This window comes from Xanthomonas chitinilytica, assembly GCF_026107455.2.
GTDB lineage: Bacteria > Pseudomonadota > Gammaproteobacteria > Xanthomonadales > Xanthomonadaceae > Stenotrophomonas > Stenotrophomonas chitinilytica.
Map to the genome: position 1 here is coordinate 90,046 of NZ_JAPCHY010000012.1, position 21,956 is coordinate 112,001.

Annotated in this window: 24 protein-coding genes and 1 pseudogene; 21 read left to right on the plus strand and 4 right to left on the minus strand. The window is 69.3% G+C overall.

Annotated features, from left to right (window positions below):
• Window positions 1-33: 33 nt before the first annotated feature.
• From OK345_RS14025 to OK345_RS14060, 8 genes are all read left to right on the plus strand, one after another.
• Window positions 34-231 (plus strand): CPXCG motif-containing cysteine-rich protein, encoded by a 198-nt coding sequence (locus OK345_RS14025; RefSeq protein WP_265128605.1) that lies wholly within the window; start codon window positions 34-36, stop codon window positions 229-231.
• Window positions 232-277: 46 nt separating this feature from the next.
• Window positions 278-667 (plus strand): hypothetical protein, encoded by a 390-nt coding sequence (locus OK345_RS14030; protein WP_265128606.1) that lies wholly within the window; start codon window positions 278-280, stop codon window positions 665-667.
• A gap of 223 nt (window positions 668-890) precedes the next feature.
• Window positions 891-1,226 (plus strand): EF-hand domain-containing protein, encoded by a 336-nt coding sequence (locus OK345_RS14035; RefSeq protein ID WP_265128607.1) that lies wholly within the window; start codon window positions 891-893, stop codon window positions 1,224-1,226.
• 84 nt (window positions 1,227-1,310) lie between these two features.
• Window positions 1,311-2,066 (plus strand): HAD family hydrolase, encoded by a 756-nt coding sequence (locus OK345_RS14040; protein WP_265128608.1) that lies wholly within the window; start codon window positions 1,311-1,313, stop codon window positions 2,064-2,066.
• A gap of 994 nt (window positions 2,067-3,060) precedes the next feature.
• The gene (locus OK345_RS14045; protein WP_265128609.1) at window positions 3,061-3,933 is read left to right on the plus strand and encodes a DUF2268 domain-containing putative Zn-dependent protease; all 873 of its coding nucleotides are present in this window, start codon (window positions 3,061-3,063) and stop codon (window positions 3,931-3,933) included.
• 122 nt (window positions 3,934-4,055) lie between these two features.
• Window positions 4,056-4,484 carry a carboxymuconolactone decarboxylase family protein gene (locus OK345_RS14050; protein ID WP_265128610.1) on the plus strand — a complete coding sequence of 143 codons (429 nt, stop codon included), beginning with the start codon at window positions 4,056-4,058 and terminating at the stop codon, window positions 4,482-4,484.
• 1 nt (window position 4,485) lies between these two features.
• Window positions 4,486-5,382 (plus strand): RNA polymerase sigma factor SigJ, encoded by an 897-nt coding sequence (gene sigJ, locus OK345_RS14055; protein WP_265128611.1) that lies wholly within the window; start codon window positions 4,486-4,488, stop codon window positions 5,380-5,382.
• Entirely contained in the window at window positions 5,379-6,806 is a 1,428-nt protein-coding gene (locus tag OK345_RS14060; RefSeq protein WP_265128612.1) for an MFS transporter, read from the plus strand. The genes sigJ and OK345_RS14060 overlap by 4 nt, the downstream gene beginning before the upstream one ends.
• Window positions 6,807-6,913: 107 nt before the next feature.
• On the opposite strand, the gene OK345_RS14065 is transcribed toward OK345_RS14060, so the two are convergent.
• Window positions 6,914-7,288 (minus strand): winged helix-turn-helix transcriptional regulator, encoded by a 375-nt coding sequence (locus tag OK345_RS14065; RefSeq protein ID WP_265128613.1) that lies wholly within the window; start codon window positions 7,286-7,288, stop codon window positions 6,914-6,916.
• 94 nt (window positions 7,289-7,382) lie between these two features.
• Between OK345_RS14065 and OK345_RS14070 the strand changes: the two genes are divergently transcribed.
• Window positions 7,383-7,700, plus strand: coding sequence for a DMT family transporter (locus tag OK345_RS14070; protein WP_265128614.1), 318 nt, complete (start codon window positions 7,383-7,385; stop codon window positions 7,698-7,700).
• A gap of 16 nt (window positions 7,701-7,716) precedes the next feature.
• Window positions 7,717-8,361: an FMN-dependent NADH-azoreductase gene (locus tag OK345_RS14075; RefSeq protein ID WP_265128615.1), complete on the plus strand. Its 645-nt coding sequence runs from the start codon at window positions 7,717-7,719 to the stop codon at window positions 8,359-8,361.
• Window positions 8,362-8,449: 88 nt separating this feature from the next.
• Here the strand turns inward: OK345_RS14075 and OK345_RS14080 are convergent, their stop codons facing one another.
• Window positions 8,450-9,370, minus strand: a complete 921-nt coding sequence (locus OK345_RS14080) for a LysR family transcriptional regulator (RefSeq protein WP_265128616.1) — start codon at window positions 9,368-9,370, stop codon at window positions 8,450-8,452.
• 95 nt (window positions 9,371-9,465) lie between these two features.
• Between OK345_RS14080 and wrbA the strand changes: the two genes are divergently transcribed.
• Genes wrbA through OK345_RS14095 form a run of 3 tightly spaced genes read left to right on the plus strand, consistent with a single transcriptional unit; the run spans window position 9,466 to window position 12,247 of the window.
• Window positions 9,466-10,095, plus strand: a complete 630-nt coding sequence (gene wrbA, locus OK345_RS14085; protein ID WP_265128617.1) for an NAD(P)H:quinone oxidoreductase — start codon at window positions 9,466-9,468, stop codon at window positions 10,093-10,095.
• Window positions 10,095-11,297, plus strand: coding sequence for an MFS transporter (locus OK345_RS14090; RefSeq protein ID WP_265128618.1), 1,203 nt, complete (start codon window positions 10,095-10,097; stop codon window positions 11,295-11,297). The genes wrbA and OK345_RS14090 overlap by 1 nt, the downstream gene beginning before the upstream one ends.
• Entirely contained in the window at window positions 11,294-12,247 is a 954-nt protein-coding gene (locus OK345_RS14095) for a SphA family protein (RefSeq protein ID WP_265128619.1), read from the plus strand. The genes OK345_RS14090 and OK345_RS14095 overlap by 4 nt, the downstream gene beginning before the upstream one ends.
• 184 nt (window positions 12,248-12,431) lie before the next feature.
• On the opposite strand, the gene OK345_RS14100 is transcribed toward OK345_RS14095, so the two are convergent.
• Window positions 12,432-12,962, minus strand: a complete 531-nt coding sequence (locus OK345_RS14100) for a GNAT family N-acetyltransferase (protein WP_265128620.1) — start codon at window positions 12,960-12,962, stop codon at window positions 12,432-12,434.
• A gap of 326 nt (window positions 12,963-13,288) precedes the next feature.
• Between OK345_RS14100 and OK345_RS14105 the strand changes: the two genes are divergently transcribed.
• From OK345_RS14105 to OK345_RS14115, 3 genes are all read left to right on the plus strand, one after another.
• Window positions 13,289-13,822 carry a hypothetical protein gene (locus OK345_RS14105; RefSeq protein WP_265128621.1) on the plus strand — a complete coding sequence of 178 codons (534 nt, stop codon included), beginning with the start codon at window positions 13,289-13,291 and terminating at the stop codon, window positions 13,820-13,822.
• A 103-nt stretch (window positions 13,823-13,925) separates the two neighbouring features.
• Window positions 13,926-15,284 (plus strand): 2-oxoadipate dioxygenase/decarboxylase HglS, encoded by a 1,359-nt coding sequence (hglS, locus tag OK345_RS14110; RefSeq protein ID WP_265128622.1) that lies wholly within the window; start codon window positions 13,926-13,928, stop codon window positions 15,282-15,284.
• A gap of 370 nt (window positions 15,285-15,654) precedes the next feature.
• Window positions 15,655-17,142 (plus strand): vWA domain-containing protein, encoded by a 1,488-nt coding sequence (locus OK345_RS14115; protein ID WP_425510973.1) that lies wholly within the window; start codon window positions 15,655-15,657, stop codon window positions 17,140-17,142.
• Between the two features lie 130 nt (window positions 17,143-17,272).
• Here the strand turns inward: OK345_RS14115 and OK345_RS14120 are convergent.
• Window positions 17,273-17,648, minus strand: a pseudogene (locus tag OK345_RS14120) (efflux RND transporter permease subunit); the annotation flags it as partial.
• Between the two features lie 122 nt (window positions 17,649-17,770).
• On the opposite strand from OK345_RS14120, the gene OK345_RS14125 reads away from it, so the two are divergent.
• The 5 genes from OK345_RS14125 (at window position 17,771) to OK345_RS14145 (ending at window position 21,881) form a co-directional block, all read left to right on the plus strand.
• On the plus strand, window positions 17,771-19,090 hold the full coding sequence (locus tag OK345_RS14125) for an amidohydrolase (protein ID WP_265128624.1): 1,320 nt from the start codon (window positions 17,771-17,773) through the stop codon (window positions 19,088-19,090).
• A 36-nt stretch (window positions 19,091-19,126) separates the two neighbouring features.
• Window positions 19,127-19,972 (plus strand): DUF4261 domain-containing protein, encoded by an 846-nt coding sequence (locus tag OK345_RS14130; protein WP_265128625.1) that lies wholly within the window; start codon window positions 19,127-19,129, stop codon window positions 19,970-19,972.
• A 164-nt stretch (window positions 19,973-20,136) separates the two neighbouring features.
• Window positions 20,137-20,955 (plus strand): NADPH-dependent 7-cyano-7-deazaguanine reductase QueF, encoded by an 819-nt coding sequence (gene queF, locus OK345_RS14135; RefSeq protein WP_265128626.1) that lies wholly within the window; start codon window positions 20,137-20,139, stop codon window positions 20,953-20,955.
• A gap of 100 nt (window positions 20,956-21,055) precedes the next feature.
• Entirely contained in the window at window positions 21,056-21,355 is a 300-nt protein-coding gene (locus tag OK345_RS14140; protein WP_265128627.1) for a LysM peptidoglycan-binding domain-containing protein, read from the plus strand.
• 37 nt (window positions 21,356-21,392) lie between these two features.
• Window positions 21,393-21,881 carry a hypothetical protein gene (locus OK345_RS14145; protein WP_265128628.1) on the plus strand — a complete coding sequence of 163 codons (489 nt, stop codon included), beginning with the start codon at window positions 21,393-21,395 and terminating at the stop codon, window positions 21,879-21,881.
• Window positions 21,882-21,956 lie beyond the last annotated feature (75 nt).

The following is a 21,956-nucleotide window of genomic DNA, read 5'->3' on the forward strand; positions in this document are numbered from 1 at the left end:
CTGGTGGCCGTTCCGTACCGTCGCGAGGCCGCCATGTCCATGGATACCCAGTTCGTCACGCTGCAATGTCCCTACTGCGGCGAGGCCACCGACCTGGTGGTCGACGTGTCGATCCGCCAGCAGCAGTACATCGAGGATTGCCAGGTGTGCTGCCGGCCGATGCAGGTGCGGGTGAGCGTCGATGAGGACGACCTGGCGCAGGTGCAGGTGCTGTCCGAGGACGATGGCTGAGGGCGGCAGCCGCTAGACTGTGCGGCCTTCCCGCGGAGCCCGCCCGATGAACCTGCCGCTGCACCTTGGCCTGCTGGGCTCGCTGGAAGCCGGGCTCATCGCCTTGTTGATCGGGTTCGCGGTGTTCTTCCTGTGGCAGAAGCTGTGCCGGTGGCTGCGCTGGTCGCACGGGCACGCCATCGGCTGGGCCAGCCTGATCGCGGTGGCGGTGGGCGCCGGCGTGGACGCCTGGAACCTGTTCTACCTGGGCATGGTGCGGCTGGAGTCGCCGCTGTACGCGCGGATCGCACTGGCCAGCATCCACGATCCCAACGAGCTGGGCACGCGCGTGGTGCTCGAAATCAGCGGCGCGCTGGCCGGCGTGGCCTTGGGCTGGTGGGTGTTCAGTTCGCGGTCGGATGCGGACAAGCCGTCGCGGCACGACGGGCCGCGCTAGAAAGCACGATCCATATCCCAGTTTCGGTCGCGTTGAACGCATGCCTTACCGCACGCTCACCGATCGCTAACCAATGCGGTAACCGTTCCGGCGGCGGCGTAGGTTAAGCCCGCGTGGGCGCCGCGATTCGGGGGCAATGGCGATTCAGGCAAGGGGCGGCAGGGTAGTGACCGTGCGGAAAACGCCGCGCGATCTTCACCGCTGATCAGAGAGGAAACCACCCATGACTCTTCGCAATCGCAATTCCCTGTTCGCCCTCGTTGCCGCCGCCGGTGCCGCGCTCGCCTTCCCGGCGATGGCGCAGGATGCCCAGCAGCAGGCGGCGGAAGCCCAGGAGCGGGCGGCACAGGCGCAGCAGACCGATGCCGCCGCTGCGCAGGCTTCGGAAGGCGGCCAGACCTGGGCCAGCGTCGATACCGACGGCAACGGCAGCATCAGCAAGCAGGAGGCCCAGGTGAATGCCGGCCTGTCGCAGGTGTTCGACCAGGCCGACGCCAATGGCGACGGCCAGCTCACGCCGGACGAATACAAGGCCTTCGTGGATGCGCAGAACAACTGACCCGCATCCACGGCGGCAGGCAACGGAAAGGGCGGCGCACAGCCGCCCTTTCCATGTATGGCGATGGCTCGCTATCCTCGCCCGATGACCATTTCCCCCTCCTTTCGCCACCACGCCATCGGCCTGGTGGGCTTCGACGGCGACGACACGCTCTGGAAGAGCGAGGACTACTACCGGCTCGCCGAGCAGCAGTTCGAGCAGATCCTCGGCCACTACATCGACCTGCACGACGCCGGCACGCTGCGCCACCTGCTGGCGGTGGAGCGGCGCAACCTGGCCGTGTTCGGCTACGGCGTCAAGGGCATGACCCTGTCGATGATCGAGGCGGCGATCGAACTGACCGACGCCCGCATCAGCGCCCGCCACCTGCAGCAGGTGGTGGAGATCGGCCGCGCCACGCTGCAGCACCCGGTCGAGCTGATCGACGGCGTGCGCGAGGCGGTGGCCGAGATCGCCGCCGACTTCCCGGTGGTGCTGATCACCAAGGGCGACCTGTTCCACCAGGAGCAGAAGATCGCGCTGTCCGGCCTGCGCGACCTGTTCCCGCGCATCGAGATCGTGTCGGAGAAGGACGATGCGACCTACGCCCGGGTGCTGGCCGAGTTCGACCTGCCGCCGGAGCGCTTCGTGATGGTGGGCAACTCGCTGCGCTCGGACATCGAGCCGGTGATCGCGCTGGGCGGCTGGGGCGTGCATACCCCGTATGCGGTGACCTGGGCGCACGAAGCCGAGCACGGCGTCGCCAGCGACGAACCGCGCCTGCGCGAAGCGCCCACCGCCGCGGCCTGGCCGCAGGCGGTGCACGCGATAGACGCGGCGGCGCGCCTGGCCGCCGCCTGACGCGGGCCGGGGCAGGCGGCACAGTCGCCGCTTGTCCGCGCACCTTCCTCCGTCGGCCCAGGAACCTTCGCGCAGTTCGGCTTTCCGGCCATACGCAACGGTTGCGGTACCTGGGCGGAGCCGATGAGGCCCTGGAGCGCGCCGGACAGGTTGTTGCCTGATCTCGCGCCGATGGCCCCCGGCCATGTTGTGCAGGTCGTCATCTGCCGCCCGGAGGCGATATCCCGGGCGGCCTCATCCCGCAACCATCGGCGAAATGCACCGGGGCGAGGCCCGCGGCCTCGACAGGGGCAGGGCATGGGCGTGGTGGGATGACCCGGCCCCAAGCACCATCGGGCCAGGCAGGGGGCGGAACCGCATCGCGTTAGTTTCTCTAATGTGGATGGCAAGACAACTCGTTTGTCGCCAGCCCTGTCCTCCGCGACCATACCGTCCTCCCGGCGGAGGTCTTCGTGGTGCGTATCGAAAACGGGATCCCGATGCACCGGTGTCCGCCGGCAACCAGGCAGGGTCGCTGCCGCGATGATGCGTTCCATCCATCGGCAACCGGACAGGGGTCTTTGACGGCACGATCATCCGCTTGGAACGGCATGAGCTTCGCTCCCCGGGCGGCGGCTGCCGGAACGCGCACGCTGGCGCCGGTCCATCGCGGGATCGGCGCCATGCCGGGCAGGTCGGAGCGCCCGGTCCGATGGATGGACCGCGCAAGGCCATACCCGAGCCGGCCGCTTCGGTACAGCCTGCGGCGCCGGGAGCATGAGGAAGTTGCAGCGGTCCGAGCGGATGGAGGGCGCTTCATGCCGACCGGAACTTCAGGAGAGCGGCGGCCCGGGTCGAGTGATGGCCGCCGCACGATCGCACCATGGTTTCAGGAGGATATTGCGTGACATATCGGAAGGGCAGGACACACACGTATTCCGCGGCATTCGCGCTTGCCTGGATGCTGATGCCGGCTCCCGGCGGGAACGCCGCACCGGCCACGAGCACCCCGCGCGTGGAGATCGACACGAGCGACGTCGACCTGTTCTACAAGGTCTATGACGCGGCGGGCGGCGCGCCCACGGCGCAGCAGATCGATGGCGAGTATCTGGACAAGGGCTCGCCGGGGCTGAAGACCCTCGCCCGCCTGCGCAACGTCACCGGCCAACGCATCGTCGATGCAATGACCGCCAACCCGGCGCTGTACAGCGACGCCAGGCGTTGCAGCGAGGCGCTTCCGCGGGCGCGCGGACGCCTCGACGCGGCGTTGCACAAGTTCGGCTCGATGTACGAGGGTGCGACATTCCCGCCTGTCACCATCGCCATCAGCCGCGGCAAGCCCATCGCCGTGGCCGGCCCGGACACGGGGATCCAGGTCGGATTCGAAGCGTTGTGCGGCGTCGACTGGATCAATCCATCGCTCGAAGACCGGATCGTCTCCGTGCTTGCGCATGAGTATGCGCACGTACAGCAGCCATACGTGCGCACGGTCGTGGACAAGAAGGAACCGACGGTACTGGAGATCGCGCTGAGCGAAGGCATAGCGGAGTTCGTCGCGGAGCTGATTGCCGGAGGGATCGCCTACACCAGCAACGCCGAGGCGGCCCGAGGACGCGAGCTCGAGATCGAATCCGCATTCGTCGCCGACATCGACAGCACCGACCTGTCCCGCTGGGCGTACAACTCATCCCAGGACACGCCTGGCGACCTCGCATACTGGGTCGGCTACCGCATTGCGAAAGCCTACTACCGCAGCGCCGACGACAAGCGCCAGGCCTTGCGCGAGATCCTGGAAATGGATGACCCGAAGGCCTTTCTGGCGCGCAGCGGCTGGTATCCCGGAATCGATCTGGAGGCCGCGGGCGCCGGATCCACGCCCGGTGATTGAGCCATCGCCGGCGACAACCGGATGGCCGATGGCCGCCTCGTTGCGGAAGCGTGCCGCCCGCCGCGTCACAACCCGGGGCGCTGGATCGTCATAAAGGTGTATCCACCACCGATGAAGGCCCCATGAGCACCAAGCCGTTCAATTACTACGCCACCGCTCCGGACGTATTCGAGAAGCTGGAGGGCGTCCATGCCGCCATCGATACCCATGGGCTCGACCGCACGATCCACCACCTGGTGCAGCTGCGGGCGTCCCAGATCAACGGTTGCGCCTATTGCGTGAAGATGCACACGCGCGAAGCGCGCGAGGACGGGGAGACCGACGCACGTCTCGACCGGCTCCTGGTGTGGAAGCACACGACAGACTTCAGCGAGAAGGAGCGCGTCGCTCTGGAGTGGACCGAGACCCTCACCGGCCTGGACCCGAAGAGCGACTATGGCGCAGTCCGCGACCGGCTGCGCAACCACTTCAGCGATGCCGAGGTAAGTGCGCTGACCTTTACCGTCGCGATGATCAATCTCTGGAACCGGGTCCAGATCTCCTCCCACTAAGATGAATGCAAAGCGCTCGCTTCTTGTGTTCGAAGAGCGCCGGGCATTCCTGCTCGGTCTCGCCTACCGCATCCTCGGCTCCTACGCGGAAGCCGAGGATGCGGTACAGGACACGTACCTCAAGTGGAGCCAGGCCGACGACGGGAGCATCGACAACCCGGCGGCCTGGCTGACGGCGACCTGCACCCGCCGCTGCATCGACATGCTGCGTGCGGCGAGGCAGACGCGGGTCGACTACATCGGATCCTGGCTGCCGGAACCCATCTCCGTGGCAAGCGAAGCGACGCCCGAAACGACAGCCGAGTTGTCCTCGACATTGTCGATGGCGTTCCTGCTGCTGCTGGAGCGGCTGACCCCGAAGGAACGCGCCGCCTACCTGCTGTACGAGATATTCGACAGGCCCTATCCGGATGTCGCGCAGGCACTGGGAGTGAACGAGCTCGCCTGCCGGAAGCTGGTTTCCCGCGCGCGGGAGAAGGTCGGCAAGGACGTGGTCAGGAGCGCGGTTCCCCGCGAACGCCAGGTGGAGCTGCTGGCCGCGTTCAGATGCGCGGTGGAGACGGGGTCCACGGCCCGGCTCGCCGCGCTGATGTCCGACGACGTCCGCCTCAGTGCCGATGGCGGCGGCAAGGTGCCCGCACTGCTGCAGGACCTTGCCGGCAAGCCCCGCGTGCTCGAGTTCGTCTCCGGGCGGCTGCGCCAGTACTGGCGCCAATACCGGGACTGGGAATACACCGACATCAATGGCGTCATGGGCGCCACCCTCTTCGAGGGGGAGCAGATCGTCGCCTCGTTGAGCTTCGCATACGACGGGCAGGCGAAACTGACGGGGATATTCATCACCCGCAATCCGGACAAGCTGGCCCACTTGCCCATGCCCGGGGCAAGAATCCAGTGAGCCGGCGCGAATCGGATCCGGCAGTCGGGTCGACGGGCGCCGGCTGGAGGGAGCTGCTTTCCGGCAAGGACCTGCTTCTCTCGGCGTTGCTCTGCGGCGGCGTGGCGCTGCATGCCATCAACCTCTACGTTTCCACCACCATCCTGCCCTCCGTCGTGCAGGATATCGGCGGAATCGAGTACTACGCATGGAACACCACGGCATTCGTGGTCGCCTCCATTCTCGGCGCGGCAATGGCCTCGAGGCTGCTCGGTCGCGCCGGCCCGAAGTTGGGCTATATCGCCGGGGCGCTGGTGTTCGCCGCCGGATCGGCCAGCTGCGCGCTGGCGCCGGAGATGTGGGTGATGCTGGTTGGCCGCGGAATACAGGGTTTCGGGGGCGGCGTGCTGCTGGCGCTGGCCTATGCGCTGATACAACGGGTATTCGCCGAACCGCTGTGGCCGCGGGCGCTGGCGCTGCTGTCGAGCATGTGGGGGATCGCCACGCTCCTCGGGCCGGCGGTGGGCGGCATCTTCGCGGAGCTCGGGAACTGGCGCGCCGCTTTCGCATCGCTGGTGCTGGCGACGGGGGTGTTCGTGTCGATCGCCGCCATCGCTCTCCCGGGGCGCGGCCGCGAGGCGCCTTCCACGGAACCCGTGCCCTGGGTCCAGCTCGCCTTGCTGACGGCCGCGGTCCTCGCCGCTTCATGGGCAAGCCTGGCCAACGGCAGCGCCTGGATCGCGGCCTGCGTCGTACTCGCCTGCGTCCTGGTTCGTGCGCTGGTCCATGTCGACAACAGGGCCGGGCACCGGCTCTTTCCCCGCAACACGTTCAAGTCGGGTTCGATACTCGGGGCGCTGTATGCCGTGTCGGCGCTGATGGCCGTCTCGGTCACCTGCACCGAGATATTCCTTCCGCTGTTCCTGCAGGAACTGCAAGGCCATTCTCCCCTCGTGGCGGGGTACATCGCGGCGGTGATGTCGGCGGGCTGGACCGGCGCTGCGGTCATGAGCGCCGGCCTGCGGGGAGCCGCCCTCGATCGTGCGGCGAAGCTGGGTCCGGCACTCTCGCTGGTGTCGCTGATCGCGCTTGCGATCATCCTGCCTTCGTCATCCTTTGCCGGGACCCGGTTGCCGACGGTACTCACGGCGGTCGCCCTGACGACCGCAGGCATGGGCGTCGGCATGATCTATCCCCATCTCTCCGCGCGGATCATGCGGACCGCGCCGGCCGACGAGCAGGACAGCGCGGCGGCCTCGATCATGACGGCGCAGCTGTGCGCGACCGCATTCGGGGCGGCGCTCGCCGGGCTGGTGGTCAATCTTGCCGGGGCGCCTCACGACGGTGGCGCGCTGGATGCGGCCGCTGCCGCCCGCTGGCTGTTTGCGGTGGTAGCGCTTGCGCCGGCGTTCTGCCTGCCGATGCTGCGGAACAGCTGGCGATAGCTGCCGGAGCGCTGCCGGGGCCGGCCAATGCCGGATCGGCTGCGATCCACGAACCGGCCTGGGCCAAAAGCGGTTCGCACCGAGTGGGTAGCCATGGTGCGAAGCCGTCATCGGCTCCGCTGGTCGAAGCCTTCCCGCGCCGACAGCAGTTTCTGGAAGTGCGCTTCCGCCCAGTCGTCCACGGGGGCGAGCACCTGGTTCAGGGATCGCCCCATCGGCGTGATCCGGTATTCGACGTGCGGGGGAACGGTCTGGTGATCGATCCGCTCCACCAGGCCGTTGCGCTCCAGTTCCCGCAGCGTCTGCGTGAGCATCTTCTGCGAGATGCCGTCGATCAGCCGCAGGAACTCGTTGTTGCGTATCGGGCGCTCCACCAGCAGCGGAACGATCAGGAGCGCCCATTTGGACGCGATCGTCTCCAGCACGCTGCGCGATGGGCAGGAGGCGCTGTAGACGTTGCCGCGGGTCCGCTTCGATCTCATCCTGGCGTCCATAGGAACCAAAAGGTGCGTACTTGTTTCCGGGAAAGCGTATACACAGAATGCGCCCGGGTTCAATTCCTTTTGGAGAAGCGCAATGGCCTGGTGGTTACTGCTTGCCGCAAGCGTCGTCGAGATCGTGATGGCGGCGGCGCTCAAGGCATCCGATGGCTGGACGAAGCCGTGGCCGAGCATGCTCGGCATCGTTTCGGCCTTGGCATCGATATTCCTGCTCGCCCACGCAATCAAGCATCTGCCGACCGGCACGGCCTATGCCGTGTGGACCGGTATCGGCGCGGTCGGCGTGGCCATCTATGGGATCGCTGCGAACGACGACGCCTTCACCCCGGCCCGGGTGCTGTGCCTTGCCCTGGTGATAGCGGGCGTGGCGGGCCTGCGTTTCATCGAAGCGTGACCGGGAGGCCCTGGACATGGCAAACCTGCTGCATATCGCGGGCTCTCCCTCCGGCCCCGCCTCCCATTCCGGCTCCATTGCCCGGGAACTGGTCCAGGCCTATCGGGAATCGAACCCGACCGCGAGCGTCGCGTCGATCGATGTCTGGAACCTCGAGCTTCCGGACTTCGATGCCGCGATGATCGCCGCGAAGTTCGCGGTGCTGCGTTCCCGGGAGGCGACGGACGCGCAACGCGCGCAATGGGCGAGGGCCGTGTGCCTGTCGGAAGCCTTCAACGAGGCCGACAGCTACGTCTTCAGCCTGCCGATGTGGAACTTCGGCATTCCCTACCGCCTCAAGCACTACATCGACATCGTGACCCTGCCCGGCCAGAACTGGTCATGGTCCAGGGCGGAAGGGTATCGCCCGCTGCTGAAGAACAAGCGGGCCGTTCTGGTGTACTCCAGTGCCGGCGACTTCTCGCCGGATGCGGCCACCGTCCATGAGGACCAGCAGAAGCCGTTCATGCGCCAGTGGCTGCGCTTCATCGGTGTCGATGTCGTCGAAGAGATCGCCGTGGCGCCGACCCTGGCCGATCCCGAACGCCTGCTCCAGGTCAAGGCGGCGGCGGTACGCCAGGCCCGGGCCGCGGCGCTGGCGCTGGGGCAGGCGCAGGGATGACGTGTGGGCCGGCACGGTCGCGGTTCACGCCTGGCCGTGGGTGCGCGAGCGGGCGGACCGCGATGCGAGGCAGGCCACGCGCCGGGTCCTAGCCCGGGACCGCAGCGCCCCCCAGGTGCGAGAGCAGCGCCTGCCGCAGCGCTCTTGCGGCCGGCCCAAGCGGCTCGTCTATGCGCCGGGCCAGATAGCCCTGCAGCGCAACCCTGCCATGCATTCCCAGTGCCGGGACGTCCAGCCGCACCAGGCATCCCTCGGCGAGGTCGCGTTCGACCGACCACTCCGGCAGGCGACCCCAGCCCAGCCCGGCGAGGATCAGCGCCTGCTTGATGTCCTGTCCGCCAACGCGCCACGTGCCCGGCGAAAGCACGCCGAAATCCCGCCCCTGCGTCTGGCCGGTCGGGTCTTCAAGCACGATCTGCAGGTGTTCGGCCAGTTCGGACGAATCGATCGGGCCCGGATCGCGTCGCGCCAGCGCGTGGCCGGGTGCCGCCACGGCGACGATGCCCACCGGCGAGAGCGCCTCGAGTTCGATGTGCGCATCGCGGAAGTCTTCGCCGACGGTGATCGCCATCGTGCATCGCCGCTCGCGCAGCGCCGCCAGCGGCTCCCCGAGGGGCACCGAGCGCAGTTGCACCGCCACGGACGGATACGAGGCACGCATCTCGCCCAGGGCGTGGGCCAGCGCCGCGACCGGAAACAGCGTATCGACGGCCAGGGAAAGGCCTAGCTCGACGCTTTCGCCCAAGCCGACCGCACGCGCGCGCATCGCATCGACTTTCAGCAGGATCGCCTTCGCATCGGCCAGCAGGGCCCGGCCTTCGGACGTCAGCAGCGGACGCCGGCCCGAGCGATCGAACAGTTCCACCCCCAACTGGCCCTCGAGCGTGGCGATGGCATGGCTCACCGCCGACTGCACCCGGCGGATGCGCGTGGCGGCGGCGCGGAAGCTCCCGGTTTCCGCGACGGCGACCAGCACGCGAAGCTGGTCGAGGGTAAGCGCATCCAGCATGATCCATCTATTCGATCGAATACGCCTAAATTTTATCACTTACGTAGATCGATCAACGGCCGCATCCTGCCCGCCTTGTCGAACGGAGCGCGGTCATGGCCAAGGTGCTGGTCCTGTATTACTCGTCGTACGGGCATGTGGAACGCATGGCCCATGCGGTCTGCGAAGGGGCGCGGCAGGCGGGCGCCGACGCGACGGTGAAGCGGGTCCCCGAAATCGTTCCCTCCGAGGTCGCGCGGCGCGCGCACTACAAGCTGGATCAGGCTGCGCCGGTGGCCACGGTGGCCGAGCTTCCCGACTACGACGCGATCGTCCTCGGTACACCGACGCGCTTCGGCAACATGGCGGCGCAGATGAAGAACTTCCTCGACCAGGCCGGTGGGCTCTGGGCGAAGGATGCCCTCGTCGGCAAGGTCGGGAGCGTGTTCGTCGCAACCGGTAGCCAGCATGGTGGGCAGGAGGCGACGATCCAGTCGACGCATACCGTCCTGCTCCACCTGGGCATGGTGATCGTGGGCCTGCCCTATACGTTCAAGGGGCAGCTGCTGATGGGCGAGGTCACGGGCGGGTCGCCGTACGGCGCCACGACCATCGCCGGAGACGAGGGCAACGACCGCCTCCCCAGCGAGAACGAACTGGCGGGCGCCAGGTTCCAGGGAGCGCATGTCGCGCGCATCGCCGCCGCGCTCTCGCCGCTGCATGGGCGGCCGGCCGGGGTGGGCTGATGTCCATCGCGCATTCCAGCGGGCGGCAAGGCTGGCGGACCGTCGCATTGGTCGTCGGCGCCGGCGTGGTCTCCGCGTTCCAGGTCGGCAAGGCGCCGATCGCGCTCGACGCCATCCGTGCCGACCTTGCGATCGGACTGACGGCGGCCTCGTGGATCCTGTCCGCCTTTGCGCTGATCGGCGCGCTGGCCAGTGTCGCGATCGGCGGTGTCGTCGACCGCGCGGGCGCCAAGCAGGCGGTCGTGTACGGACTGCTGCTCCAGGCGTCCGGCTCGGCGATCGGGGCGGTCTCCGCAAACCTGCCGCTCCTGGTGGCGACCCGGGCCATCGAAGGCCTGGGATTCCTCGCCGTCACCATCGCGGCGCCGTCGCTGATCGTCGCGGCCAGCCGTCCGCAGGAGCGCGCGCGCGCCTTCGCCGCCTGGGCCACCTTCATGCCGGTGGGAATGGCGCTGATGATGTTCTGCGCACCGGCGCTGCATGCGCTGGGATGGCGCGGCATCTGGCACCTGAACGCCGCGATCCTCGCCGGTTTCGCCCTATGGATCGCGATCGCGGTGCGTGGCGTTGGCACAGGCGGCGGCGCTCGCGTGCAACCCGGGACCGCCGCCGCTCTGTCGCGCACGCTGGGCGTTCCGGGGCCGTGGCTGCTGGCGGGCATCTTCGGTGCCTACACGGCGGCATACTTCTCGCTGTTCGGCTTTCTCCCGACGCTGCTGTCCGATCGCCTCGGCGTCGAGGCGGGAACAGCCGGCGTGCTCAGCGCGATCGCCGTCGCCGCCGGCGCCGCGGGCTGCCTCGCCTGCGGCCATCGGCTCGGCGCGGGCGCCCGCGCGACCACCCTCATGCGGGTGGGGTTCGCCGCGATGGCACTGGGCGGAATCGGCGTACTGGCGCTGCCGCTTCCCGGCGGGTACTCCTATCTGCTCTGCGTCGTCATCTCGTTCGTCGGCGCGTTCATTCCGACCGCGATCTTCGATGCCGCGCCGCGCCATTCGCCGCGTCCCGAACTCCTGGGCACCACCGTCGGGCTCGCCACCCAGGGCAACAGCATCGGGGTCGTGATCGGCCCGCTGATCGCAAGCGCGATCGCGGCGACAGCCGGCTGGGCCTGGGTCGCTGCCTTCATGGTCGCCGTGGTCGTCCTGGGAGGTCTGGGCGCGATCGCATTGCAGGGGCAGCCAGGCGAGGCGGCACGATGAAGACAGGCGCATCGATCCGGGCGGGGCGGGCACGCAGGCGGTGGCCGTACGCGTTCCGGGCAGCCATCGCGATGATGATGGCGGTCTCTCCGGCGCACGCAGGGGTGGCGTTGCCTCCGCTCAACCTGGGGGACAGCGGCTTCCAGGATGGAATCGCCGGGCCCGGGCTCCTGTTCCAGCAAACGCTTTCCGCCCACCATTCGCACAAGGCCCGCGACGAACGCGGCGAGCGCATCGACGCCGCGGCCGACGTCACGGCGGCGGCTCTGCTCGTGCAGGTCAGTTACCTGTCGGAACGTACCTTCCTGGGAGCCCACGTCGGTGCCGAAGCGATCGTGCCGCTCGCGCATGTGGTGGTGGAGCCAAGGGAAGGACCACGCCTGGAGAAAACCGCCGTCGGCGATCTGTTCCTGGGCCCGCTCCTGCTTCAGTGGCCGGAGCGGACGCTGTTCGGCCGGCCATTCTGGCAGCGCGCGAACTTCAACGTGACGCTTCCGACCGGGTCGTACGATCGCAATGCGCCGCTCAATATCGGCACCAACGCATGGCGGGTGAACCCGCATTACGCCTTCACCTGGGTGGCATCCCCGGCGTGGGAGTTGAGCGGGCGGCTGCACTACCTGTGGGTCGCACCCAACCGTTCTCCGCCACCATCGTCCGGCGCCCGTGAACTACAGGCCGGATCGGCCTTCCATGCCAATGCGTCCATCTCGCGTGGAATCGGTGACCGGGTCCGCGCGGGAGCTTCCGGTTACTACCTCGTCCAACTCGTGGACGACCGCGTGGATGGCATCCGTACCGGCGGTCGGGAGCGGGTCGTCGGCGCCGGCCCGGCGTTGAGTTGGTACGGCGGTTCGTCGTCGATCCATGCGGCGGCCTACTGGGAAGCCCGCGCCAGGGACCGCGCCGAGGGCGTTCGCGTGAGCCTGCGCCTGGCCACGGTCTTCTGACGCGACGCGGCTTTCCTGCGCCCGGGAACCCGCCACGGGCACACGGCACGCCCGCATGCTCGAAGCGGCCGGAAACGGACATCCCCGCGCCGGGCTGTTCGGCCGGACAACCGGGGCCGGGCCCACGCCGCAACCTCCGTGGGCCGATGCTTCGCGTCATGCGGAACCGTCGGGCCCCGGTCGCCTACCTGAGACGCTTGCGCCAGATGCGGTCGTCGTCGACACGATCGCCCAGCGTGAACGTACAACGGCCGACTTCCTCGAAACCGTGGCGGCTGTAGAACCGCTTCGCTCGCTCATTGTGGTCGAATACGGTCAGGTAGAGCGCTTCCGCGTTGCGGTTGCGCGCCTCTGAAACGGCCCATTGCATGAGCTGTTCGGCAACGCCGGTACCGTGCCAATCCGAGAGGACATATATCTGCTGCAACTCCAGCGCGCCATCGCCCGGATCGGCCGCCGGCGCCCGCAGCGGGGTGAGCTTTGCATAGCCGATCGGCTCATGGCCGGCTACTGCCACCCGCCAGCCGACCGTCCCGTCTTGCAGGTCCCTGGCCATGGGTCCATCCGGCGCATACGTCCTGTCGCAGAAATCCTCGAATGCATCCGCGGCGTACAGATGCGAGAACGTGTCGGTAAAGATACGGCGGGCTGCCAGCAACAGCTTGCGCCCCATCTCCGCGTCTGGTTGGACGTATGTGATCGTATCGATATCCATTGTCTGCCGGGTCCGCAAGGCTTCTGCCGGAGCCTAACGCCTTTCCCCGCGCTTGGGCGCCGCGAGCCCGGCGTGCGTACCCGATGACGTTCTGGCGTGGCCGCCCCGCAGTCCGGCAAGGGCCATGCGCCGGAGCGCGGGGCCGCCTGCGTTCCCCGCTTCCGGTAGCGAACTCGCCATGGCCGCCTCGGCCACTGCCGGGCATGGCCAGCGACTGCGCCAGGCAGCCACCGCCTCGACCTGGCCGCAGGCGGTGCATGCGATGGACGCGGCCACGCGCCTGGCCGTCGCCTGACACGGGCCGGGGCATGCGGCACAATCGCCACATGTCCGCGCGCGCCTTCCTCTGTTGCCTGCTGTTGCTGCTGCCGCCGGCGCTGGCGGCGCAGGACGAGGCCGGCGACGCCGTGGCGAGCTACGTGCCGGCCACCGGCGATGCCTGGGTGGACCGCCAGCTGGCGGACATCAACGACTACGCCGAACGCTACCCGGACAGCTTCCTCGACGAGGTGTCGCGCTATGCCGGCGTCCACCGCGACTACGTGGCCGCGCTGCTGCACGAGCACGGCTGGAGCGCCGGCGACATCTACTTCGCATGCTTCTGGGGAAAAGTGACCGGGCTCGGCTGCCGCGAACCGGTGCGCGCCCGCGCGCAGCACCCGGACGAGGGCTGGGAGGCGGTGGTCGCGCGGCTGCCGGTCGCGCCGGAGAACCTGAAGTGGCGCGCGCTGCGCCATGCCATCGTCGCCAGCTACGACCACTGGGAGCGGCCGGTACAGCTCGATGCCATGCTGCGGCGGCAGCTGGGCGACCGCGAGCAGCGCCGCAAGGCCGCCGCGGCGGCGCGCGCCGGCCAATAGCGGCCAACAGGCCGATTGCTGCTGTGCAGATGGCCGTTGGCAGCGTGCGCAGGCGAGAATGGCGCTTGCCGGAAACCTCCGCCGAACCCTGATTTCCCCACCGATGACCGCCGACCGCTTCGTTTCGCCCGACCACATCCGCAGCCTGTTCGCACAGGCGATGTCCCACATGTACCGCACCGAAGTGCCGCTGTACGGCACCCTGGTGGAGCTGGTGGCGCAGGTCAACGACCAGGTCCTGGCGGCCGATCCGGCGCTGGCGCAGCAGATGGAACGCAGCGGCGAGCGCGCGCGGCTGGACGTGGAGCGCCATGGCGCGATCCGCGTCGGCACCGCGCAGGAGCTGGCCATGCTGCGGCGGCTGTTCGCGGTGATGGGCATGCAGCCGGTGGGCTACTACGACCTGTCGGTGGCCGGGGTGCCGGTGCATTCCACCGCGTTCCGCCCGGTCGACGCCGAGGCGCTGAACCGCAATCCGTTCCGGGTGTTCACCTCGCTGCTGCGGCTGGAACTGATCGAGGACGCTGCGCTGCGCGGGCAGGCCGCGGCGATCCTCGCGCAGCGGCGGATCTTCACCGCCGACGCGCTGGCACTGATCGAGCAGTGCGAACGCGACGGCGGCCTCGGCGAGGAAGACGCCTGGCGCTTCGTGGTCGAGGCGCTGGAAACCTTCCGCTGGCACAACGACGCCACCGTGTCGCTGTCCACCTACCACGCGCTGCATGGGGCGCACCGGCTGATCGCCGACGTGGTCAGCTTCCGCGGCCCGCACATCAACCACCTCACCCCGCGCACGCTGGACATCGACGCGGCCCAGGCCGAGATGCACCGCCGCGGCATCGCCGCCAAGGCGGTGATCGAAGGCCCGCCGCGCCGGCAGTGCCCGATCCTGCTGCGCCAGACCAGCTTCAAGGCGCTGGAGGAGACGGTGCACTTCCCGTCCGGCGACAGCGGCGATGCCGGCACCCATACCGCGCGCTTCGGCGAGATCGAGCAGCGCGGGCTCGCCCTCACGCCCAAGGGCCGTACGCTGTACGACACCCTGCTGGCGCAGGCGCGCGCCGCCGAGGGCAGCGCGGGCGGCGATTACGCGACGCGGCTGGAAGCGGCGTTCGCCGGTTTCCCCGACGACTACGCCACGCTGCGCCGCGAAGGGCTGGGCTATTTCCGCTACCGCCTCACCGATGCCGGCCGTGCCGACCCGGCCGCGGCCAGGGGCCTGCCGGCCGAGGCGCTGATCGCCGCGGGACTGGCCGCGGCCGACCCGATCGTCTACGAGGACTTCCTGCCGGTCAGCGCGGCGGGCATCTTCCAGTCCAACCTCGGCGGCGACGAACAGCGCGCCTATGCCGCGCACGCCAACCGCGAGGCGTTCGAGCAGGTGCTGGGCGCGTCGGTGCACGACGAATTCGCGATCTACGAGCGCATGCAGCAAGAGTCGCTGGCGGCGTTGGCCGGCTGACAACCCGTCGCCGCGCCGGCGGCACGCGGCATCCGCGCGCATGCCGCGTGCGATTGCCCGCGCTTCGCCGCCGGCGGCCGCTACTGCTGCCATCGCCGCTTGTCGTCGTCGGCAACGGGCCGTGAACGGATGGCGGTCCGGGCGCTCCTGGGCGGGCGCTGGCGGCGGTTATGCTGACCACGCCCGGCGACCGGGCCGGGTGCCGGCCGCGGCCGGCGCCATCCTCGCAGCAGACAAAGGAGTGCCCATGCAACATCGGATGTCCGTGATCGTCCTGGCCCTGGCCCTCGGAGCGTGCAGCTACAAGAAGGTGTCGGAGGCGCCGTTCCCCGGCGACATCGTCGCGCCGCCGGCACCATCCGCGCCGGCCATGACGCTGGACCGGATGGTGCTGACCGGTTCGAGGGTCGCAGAGCCGGTCAACACCGAGACCTATGCGCCGCGCGAGGACAACCCGGTCAAACGCACCAGCGAGCAGCCGCTCTCGACCTTCTCCATCGATGTCGATACCGGCAGCTACAGCAACGTGCGGCGCATGCTCGGCGATGGCGTGCGCCCGCCGGCCGATGCGGTACGGGCCGAGGAGTTCATCAACTACTTCGACTACGGCTATCTGCCGCCGCCCGACCGGGCCGTGCCGTTCCGGGTGAGTACCGAACTGGCGCCGGCGCCGTGGGACGAACGCAAGCAGCTGCTGATGATCGGCATCAAGGGCTATGAACTGCCGAAGACCGCGCTGCCGCCGATCAACCTGGTGTTCCTGGTCGATACCTCCGGTTCGATGTACTCGGCCGACAAGCTGCCGTTGCTGAAGAAGGCCTTCGCCCAACTGGTGCCGCAGCTGCGCAGCCAGGACCGCGTATCCATCGTCAGCTATGCCGGCAGTGCCGGGCTGGTGCTGAAGCCGACCCGCGGCGACCGCCACGGCGAGATCCTGGCCGCGCTGGAGGCACTGGAAGCCGGCGGCAGCACCAACGGCGGACAGGGCATCGAGCTGGCCTACGCGATGGCCCGCCAGTCCTTCATCGAAGGCGGCGCCAACCGCGTCATCCTCGCCACCGACGGCGACTTCAACGTCGGCATCGTCGACCGCAAGGCGCTGGAGACCTACGTCGGCGACCAGCGCAAGTCCGGCATCGCGCTGACCACGCTCGGCTTCGGCCGCGGCAACTACAACGATGCGATGGCCGAGCGGCTGGCCGACGTCGGCGACGGCAACCATGCCTACATCGACAACCTGCAGGAGGCGCGCAAGGTGCTGGTCAGGGAGATGGGCAGCACCTTGTTCACCATCGCGCGCGACGTGAAGATCCAGGTCGAGTTCAACCCGGCGCGGGTGTCCGAGTACCGCCTGGTCGGTTACGAGAACCGCGTGCTCGCCAACGAGGACTTCGCCAACGACAAGGTCGACGCCGGCGACATCGGGCCGGGCCATGAAGTGACCGCCCTGTACGAGCTCGTCCCGGTCGGCAGCGGCGCCGAGCAGTTGCCGCCGCTGCGCTACGGCCAGCCGCAGCAGGCCGGTACGGCGCATGCGGACGAGGTGGCCGACGTGCGCCTGCGCTACAAGCTGCCGGACCAGGAGCGGAGCGAGCTGATCCGCACCCCGATCCTGGCCGGCCAGCTGCGCCCCGCGCCCGGCCCGTCGCTGCGGTTCGCCGCCGCGGTGGCCGGCTTTGCCGATGCGCTGCGCGGCGGTACGCGGATGCCGGGCTGGGACTGGCCGCAGATCGCCGCGACCGCGCGCGCCGCCCGCGGCGACGACCCGGAAGGCGAGCGCGCCGAGTTCGTGCGGCTGGTGGAGACCGCGCAGTCGCTGGTCGAACCGGCGCGTGCCGGCGGCGGCTCGCAGGACTGAGGCATGTCCTTGCCGCACCGGGTCCGCCAGCGGCGCTGATGGCGGATGCGACGCCCGGGTCCATTGCCCGGGCGTCGCGCTTTCGGCTCAGGCGCTGCGCCGGGCCAGCCGCAGCTGCCTGTGCTCGCACCGGCGTGCGCAGCAGCGCCATCCTCTGCAAGACCCGCAGGCCGCCGATCATGGCGATGCCCAGTGGTCGCGGCAGCCCGGAACCGTCGCCGAGGCCGATGGCCAGCGGCACCGCTGCCAGGATCGCCCCCTCGTCGTCATCGAGATCGGGTCGAAGCGCACGATGTTGGCTTCGCGCGGCACCGGTCCGTGCCTGCGCTGTGCCGCCAGGCGACGCCGATCATCGTGGGCGCGTTCTTCCCGACGCTGCCGGTCGGCAGCGCCAACGCGATCGTCGGGATCGCCGACCGCCCGGTATCGAGGGCGAACAGCGCCAGCAGCGCTCCCATGCGGGCAGCCGGTCGCGTCGACAGGAGGGTCGCCGGGTGCATCAGGCTCCCGCAGCGCCCGCCCCGCACCCGGCCGGCGGCGACGATCGCGGGAAGTGTGGGGCAGGGCCTCGCCGCGGCCGGATCGATGGCCTACATTCGAGGGCCAGCCGAATCCGACGGAGTTTCCGATGGCCCGCAAGACCGTGATGCTGTCCGCGCTGTTGTGCCTGCTGCCGCCGCTGGCGCTGGCCGCACCCGGCGAACGCCCGGAAGTGAGTGCCGCCGCTGCGCGGCTCAAGGACCGGGTGGTCGAATGGCGGCGCGATTTCCACCAGCATCCGGAGCTGTCCAACCGCGAGCGGCGCACCGCGGCCAAGGTCGCCGAGCAGCTGCGCGCGCTGGGACTGGAACCGCGCACCGGCATCGCCCACCACGGCGTGGTGGCGATCATCGAGGGCGGCCGGCCCGGGCCGAAGATCGCCCTGCGTGCGGACATGGACGCGCTGCCGGTGACCGAGCAGACCGGCCTGCCGTTCGCCTCCCGCGCCACCGACAGCTACCGCGGCGAGACCGTCGGGGTGATGCATGCCTGCGGCCACGATGCGCACACCGCCACCCTGCTGGGCGTGGCCGAGGCGCTGGTGGCGATGCGCGACGAGCTGCCCGGCCAGGTGATGCTGGTGTTCCAGCCGGCCGAGGAAGGCCCGCCGCCGCCGGAGGAGGGCGGCGCCGCGCTGATGCTGAAGGAGGGCCTGTTCGCCGACTTCAAGCCGGAGGCGATGTTCGGCCTGCACGTGTTCTCCAGCGTCCAGGCCGGGCGCATCGCGGTGCGCGGCGGCCCGCTGATGGCGGCCTCGGACCGCTTCGGCATCACCGTCACCGGCCGCCAGACCCATGGTTCGGCGCCGTGGAACGGCATCGACCCGATCGTCGCCGCCGCCGACCTGGTCGGCACCGCGCAGACCATCGTCAGCCGCCGGACCAACCTGTCGCAGCAGCCGGCGGTGCTGACCTTCGGCGCGATCAAGGGCGGCATCCGCTACAACATCATTCCCGACGAGGTGGAGATGGTCGGCACCATCCGCACCTTCGACGAGGGCATGCGCCAGCAGATCTTCGCCGACCTGCGCAACGTCGCCGAGCACACCGCCGCCGCGCATGGCGCCAGCGCGAAGACCGAGATCCACGAGGCCGAGGGCAACCCGGCCACGGTCAACGACCCGGCGCTGACCGCGCGGATGCTGCCCAGCCTGCAGGCGGTGGTCGGCGCCGACAACGTCTACGAGCCGCCGCTGCAGATGGGCGCGGAGGACTTCTCGCTGTACGCGCAGCAGGTGCCGGCGATGTTCTTCTTCGTCGGCGCCACCGGCGCCGGCATCGACCCGGCCACCGCGCCCGCCAACCACTCGCCGAAGTTCCTGCTGGATGAATCGGCGCTGGACGTGGGCCTGCGCGCGCTGTTGCAGGTGACGCTGGACTACCTGCACGATGCCGGCGGGCCGGGCTGACCCCGCCGGCCATTTTCCAAGACAAAGGACACACGGATGACCGTAAGCCTGGCCATGCTGCTGCAGTCGCAGCCCGACCCGCAGCTCGATGCCGCCACCCTGATGGAACAGTTGCGCAACGACTGGCCGGACCTGGACCCCACGCTGCTGCGGCCGACGCCACGCGAGGAACTGCCGGCCGACGACGGGCAGGCCCAGGTGCAGAGCATCGACTACGGCGACTACCTGATCGCGCTGATGCCGGTACCGGCGCGGATCGGCGACGACATCGAACAGATCTGCGCGCACAGCCGGCTCTGGCCCAAGGCCACGCCGGCGCCGGTGGACTACGCCGCCCACACCATCGTCACGGTGATGCGGCCCGGCGCCGACGGTACCCATGGCGAGCGCATCGCCCAGACCGCGCTGCTGAGCAAGGTGCTGGCCTCGGCGGTGGCGTTGTCGGACGAGATCCAGGCGGTGTATTTCGGCAGCGCCGACCACGTGGTGCTGCCGGCGCTGTTCCGCGAACTGGCCCGGGAAGTGTTGCCGGCGCCGCTGCCGCTGGCCTGGGTGGCGGTCAACGTCGGCCAGCGTCCGGAGGACGGGGCGATGACCGGCCATACCCGCGGCATGGACATGCTCGGCCTGATGGACGTCGAGATCCCGGCCACCGGTGCCGATGCCGGGGAGGTCTACGGCCGGCTGACCGGGATCTGCGATTACCTGATCGAGCACGGACAGGTGATCGGCGACGGCGACACCCTGGGCAGTACCGCCGAGGAACATATCCATGTGGTCTACGCGCCCTCCGCGCTGGGCGACGGCCGCCAGGTGATGCGCCTGCAGTACGAGGCGGTGGCGCCGGTTGCGCGGCCGTGGTGGAAGCGGCTGTTCAGCTGAGACGACGCCCGCCCTGCGGGCGGACCCGGGGAAGCGCCGGCACGGGGCGATCCGTGCGCGGCGCGGCGGTGGTGCGGATCGCGGCCGGGGCCGGCCGCGGTCGCGCGGGTGCAGGGGCCGGGGACATACTGCCTTCTCGCCAGGTGGCACATACAATGACGCCGATGAACACCCCACAAGATTCCAGCCTGGGCCGTGAGGTCGCCTACCCGTCGCAGTACGACCCGGGCCTGCTGTTCCCGATCCCGCGCGCAGGCGCGCGCGCCGAGATCGGCATCGACGATGCCGGCCTGCCGTTCATCGGCCACGACCGCTGGCACGCCTACGAACTGGGATGGCTCGACGCCCGCGGCAAGCCGTGCGTGGCCACCGCCACCCTGCTGGTGCCGTGCGACTCGCCCAACCTGATCGAATCCAAGTCGCTCAAGCTCTACCTCAACTCGCTCAATGCCGAACGTTTCAACAGCGCCGAGGCCGTGCGCGAGCGCATCGCCGTGGACCTGTCCGTGCGCGCCGGCGCCGACGTGCTGGTGGAATTCGGGCTGCCGCCGGTCGATGCCGTGGGCGAGGGCGAGAACATCGACCTGCTGGACGTGGACATCGACTGCTACGGCCCGCCGCAGGCGCGCTTCCTGGCGGTCGACGAAACGGTCGAGGCGGACGAGACCCTGGCCTCGGCGCTGCTCAAGTCCAACTGCCCGGTCACCGGCCAGCCGGACTGGGCCGGCGTGGTCATCCGCTACCGCGGCCCGCGCATCGACCGCGAAGGGCTGCTGCGCTACCTGGTCAGCTACCGCGACCACGCCGAATTCCACGAACAGTGCGTGGAGCGCATCTTCCTGGACCTGATGCGGCACTGCCGGCCGCAGTCGCTGCAGGTGGAGGCGCGCTATACCCGACGTGGCGGGCTGGACATCAACCCGTGGCGCGCCAGCGCCGATGTCGCCGGGGTGGTGCCGGCGCTGCGCGACGTCCGCCAGTGAGCGCATGAACGGGGCCGCGCCGGCTTCACGTCGGCGCGATGCCTCGTTAACAACCGCTGTGCAACCGTGGCCGCCAATCGCAGCAGGAGCGGACCACGACATGAGTACCGAGAAAAAAGCGGATTTTTCCGGGGTCAGCGCCAAGGTGGACAGCACCGCGGAAGTGGTGCCCAAGGCGGATTTCTCCGGCGTCACCTCCACGGTGGACAGCACGGCGGAGATCGCCGGCGAACAGCAGTACACCGTGCAGAAGGGCGATTCGCTCTCGAAGATCGCCAAGCAGCATCTCGGCGACGCCAACGCGTGGAAGCGGATCTTCGAAGCCAACCGCGACGTGCTGGACGATCCGGACAAGATCTTTCCCGGACAGACCCTGCGCCTGCCGCCACGGCAGGGCTGAACCCGGCGTCCGCCACGAATTCCAAAGAGGAACATCCATGAACAAGACCACGCTCAGCAGTACCCTGGTTCTGGCCCTGGCCGGCGCGGTGGCGCTGGCAGGCTGCAAGAAGCAGCAGGAAGAGTCGGTGACCGACACCCTGCCGCCGCCGACCGCCACCACGCCGGAACCGGCGCCGGTCGACCCGGCCGCGGTCACGCCGGTGGCGGTGACCTCGGTGACCGTGGGCAACGCCGCGGCCGCCGACAAGTCGGTCGAACCCAAGGCGCTGCTCGGTACCCAGGACAAGATCATCGTGTCGGTCCGCACCGACGGCACCGCCAGCAATGCCAACGTCGCCGCCAGGCTCACCTTCCAGGACGGCCAGCTGGCCGGCGAGCAGGGCGCCACGCTCAACACCGTCGGCGCGGAAACCACCAACATCGAGTTCAGCAACGCCAATGGCTGGCCGGCCGGCAAGTACCGCGCGGAAGTCACGGTCGACGGCAACCCGGTGGGCATGCCGCAGGAGTTCGAGGTCAAGTAACAGGCTTCCACCTGCCGAACTCTCTCCCGGCAGGTGTAGGGCACAGGCGCAGCCGCGAGGTTGCGCCTTTTTTTT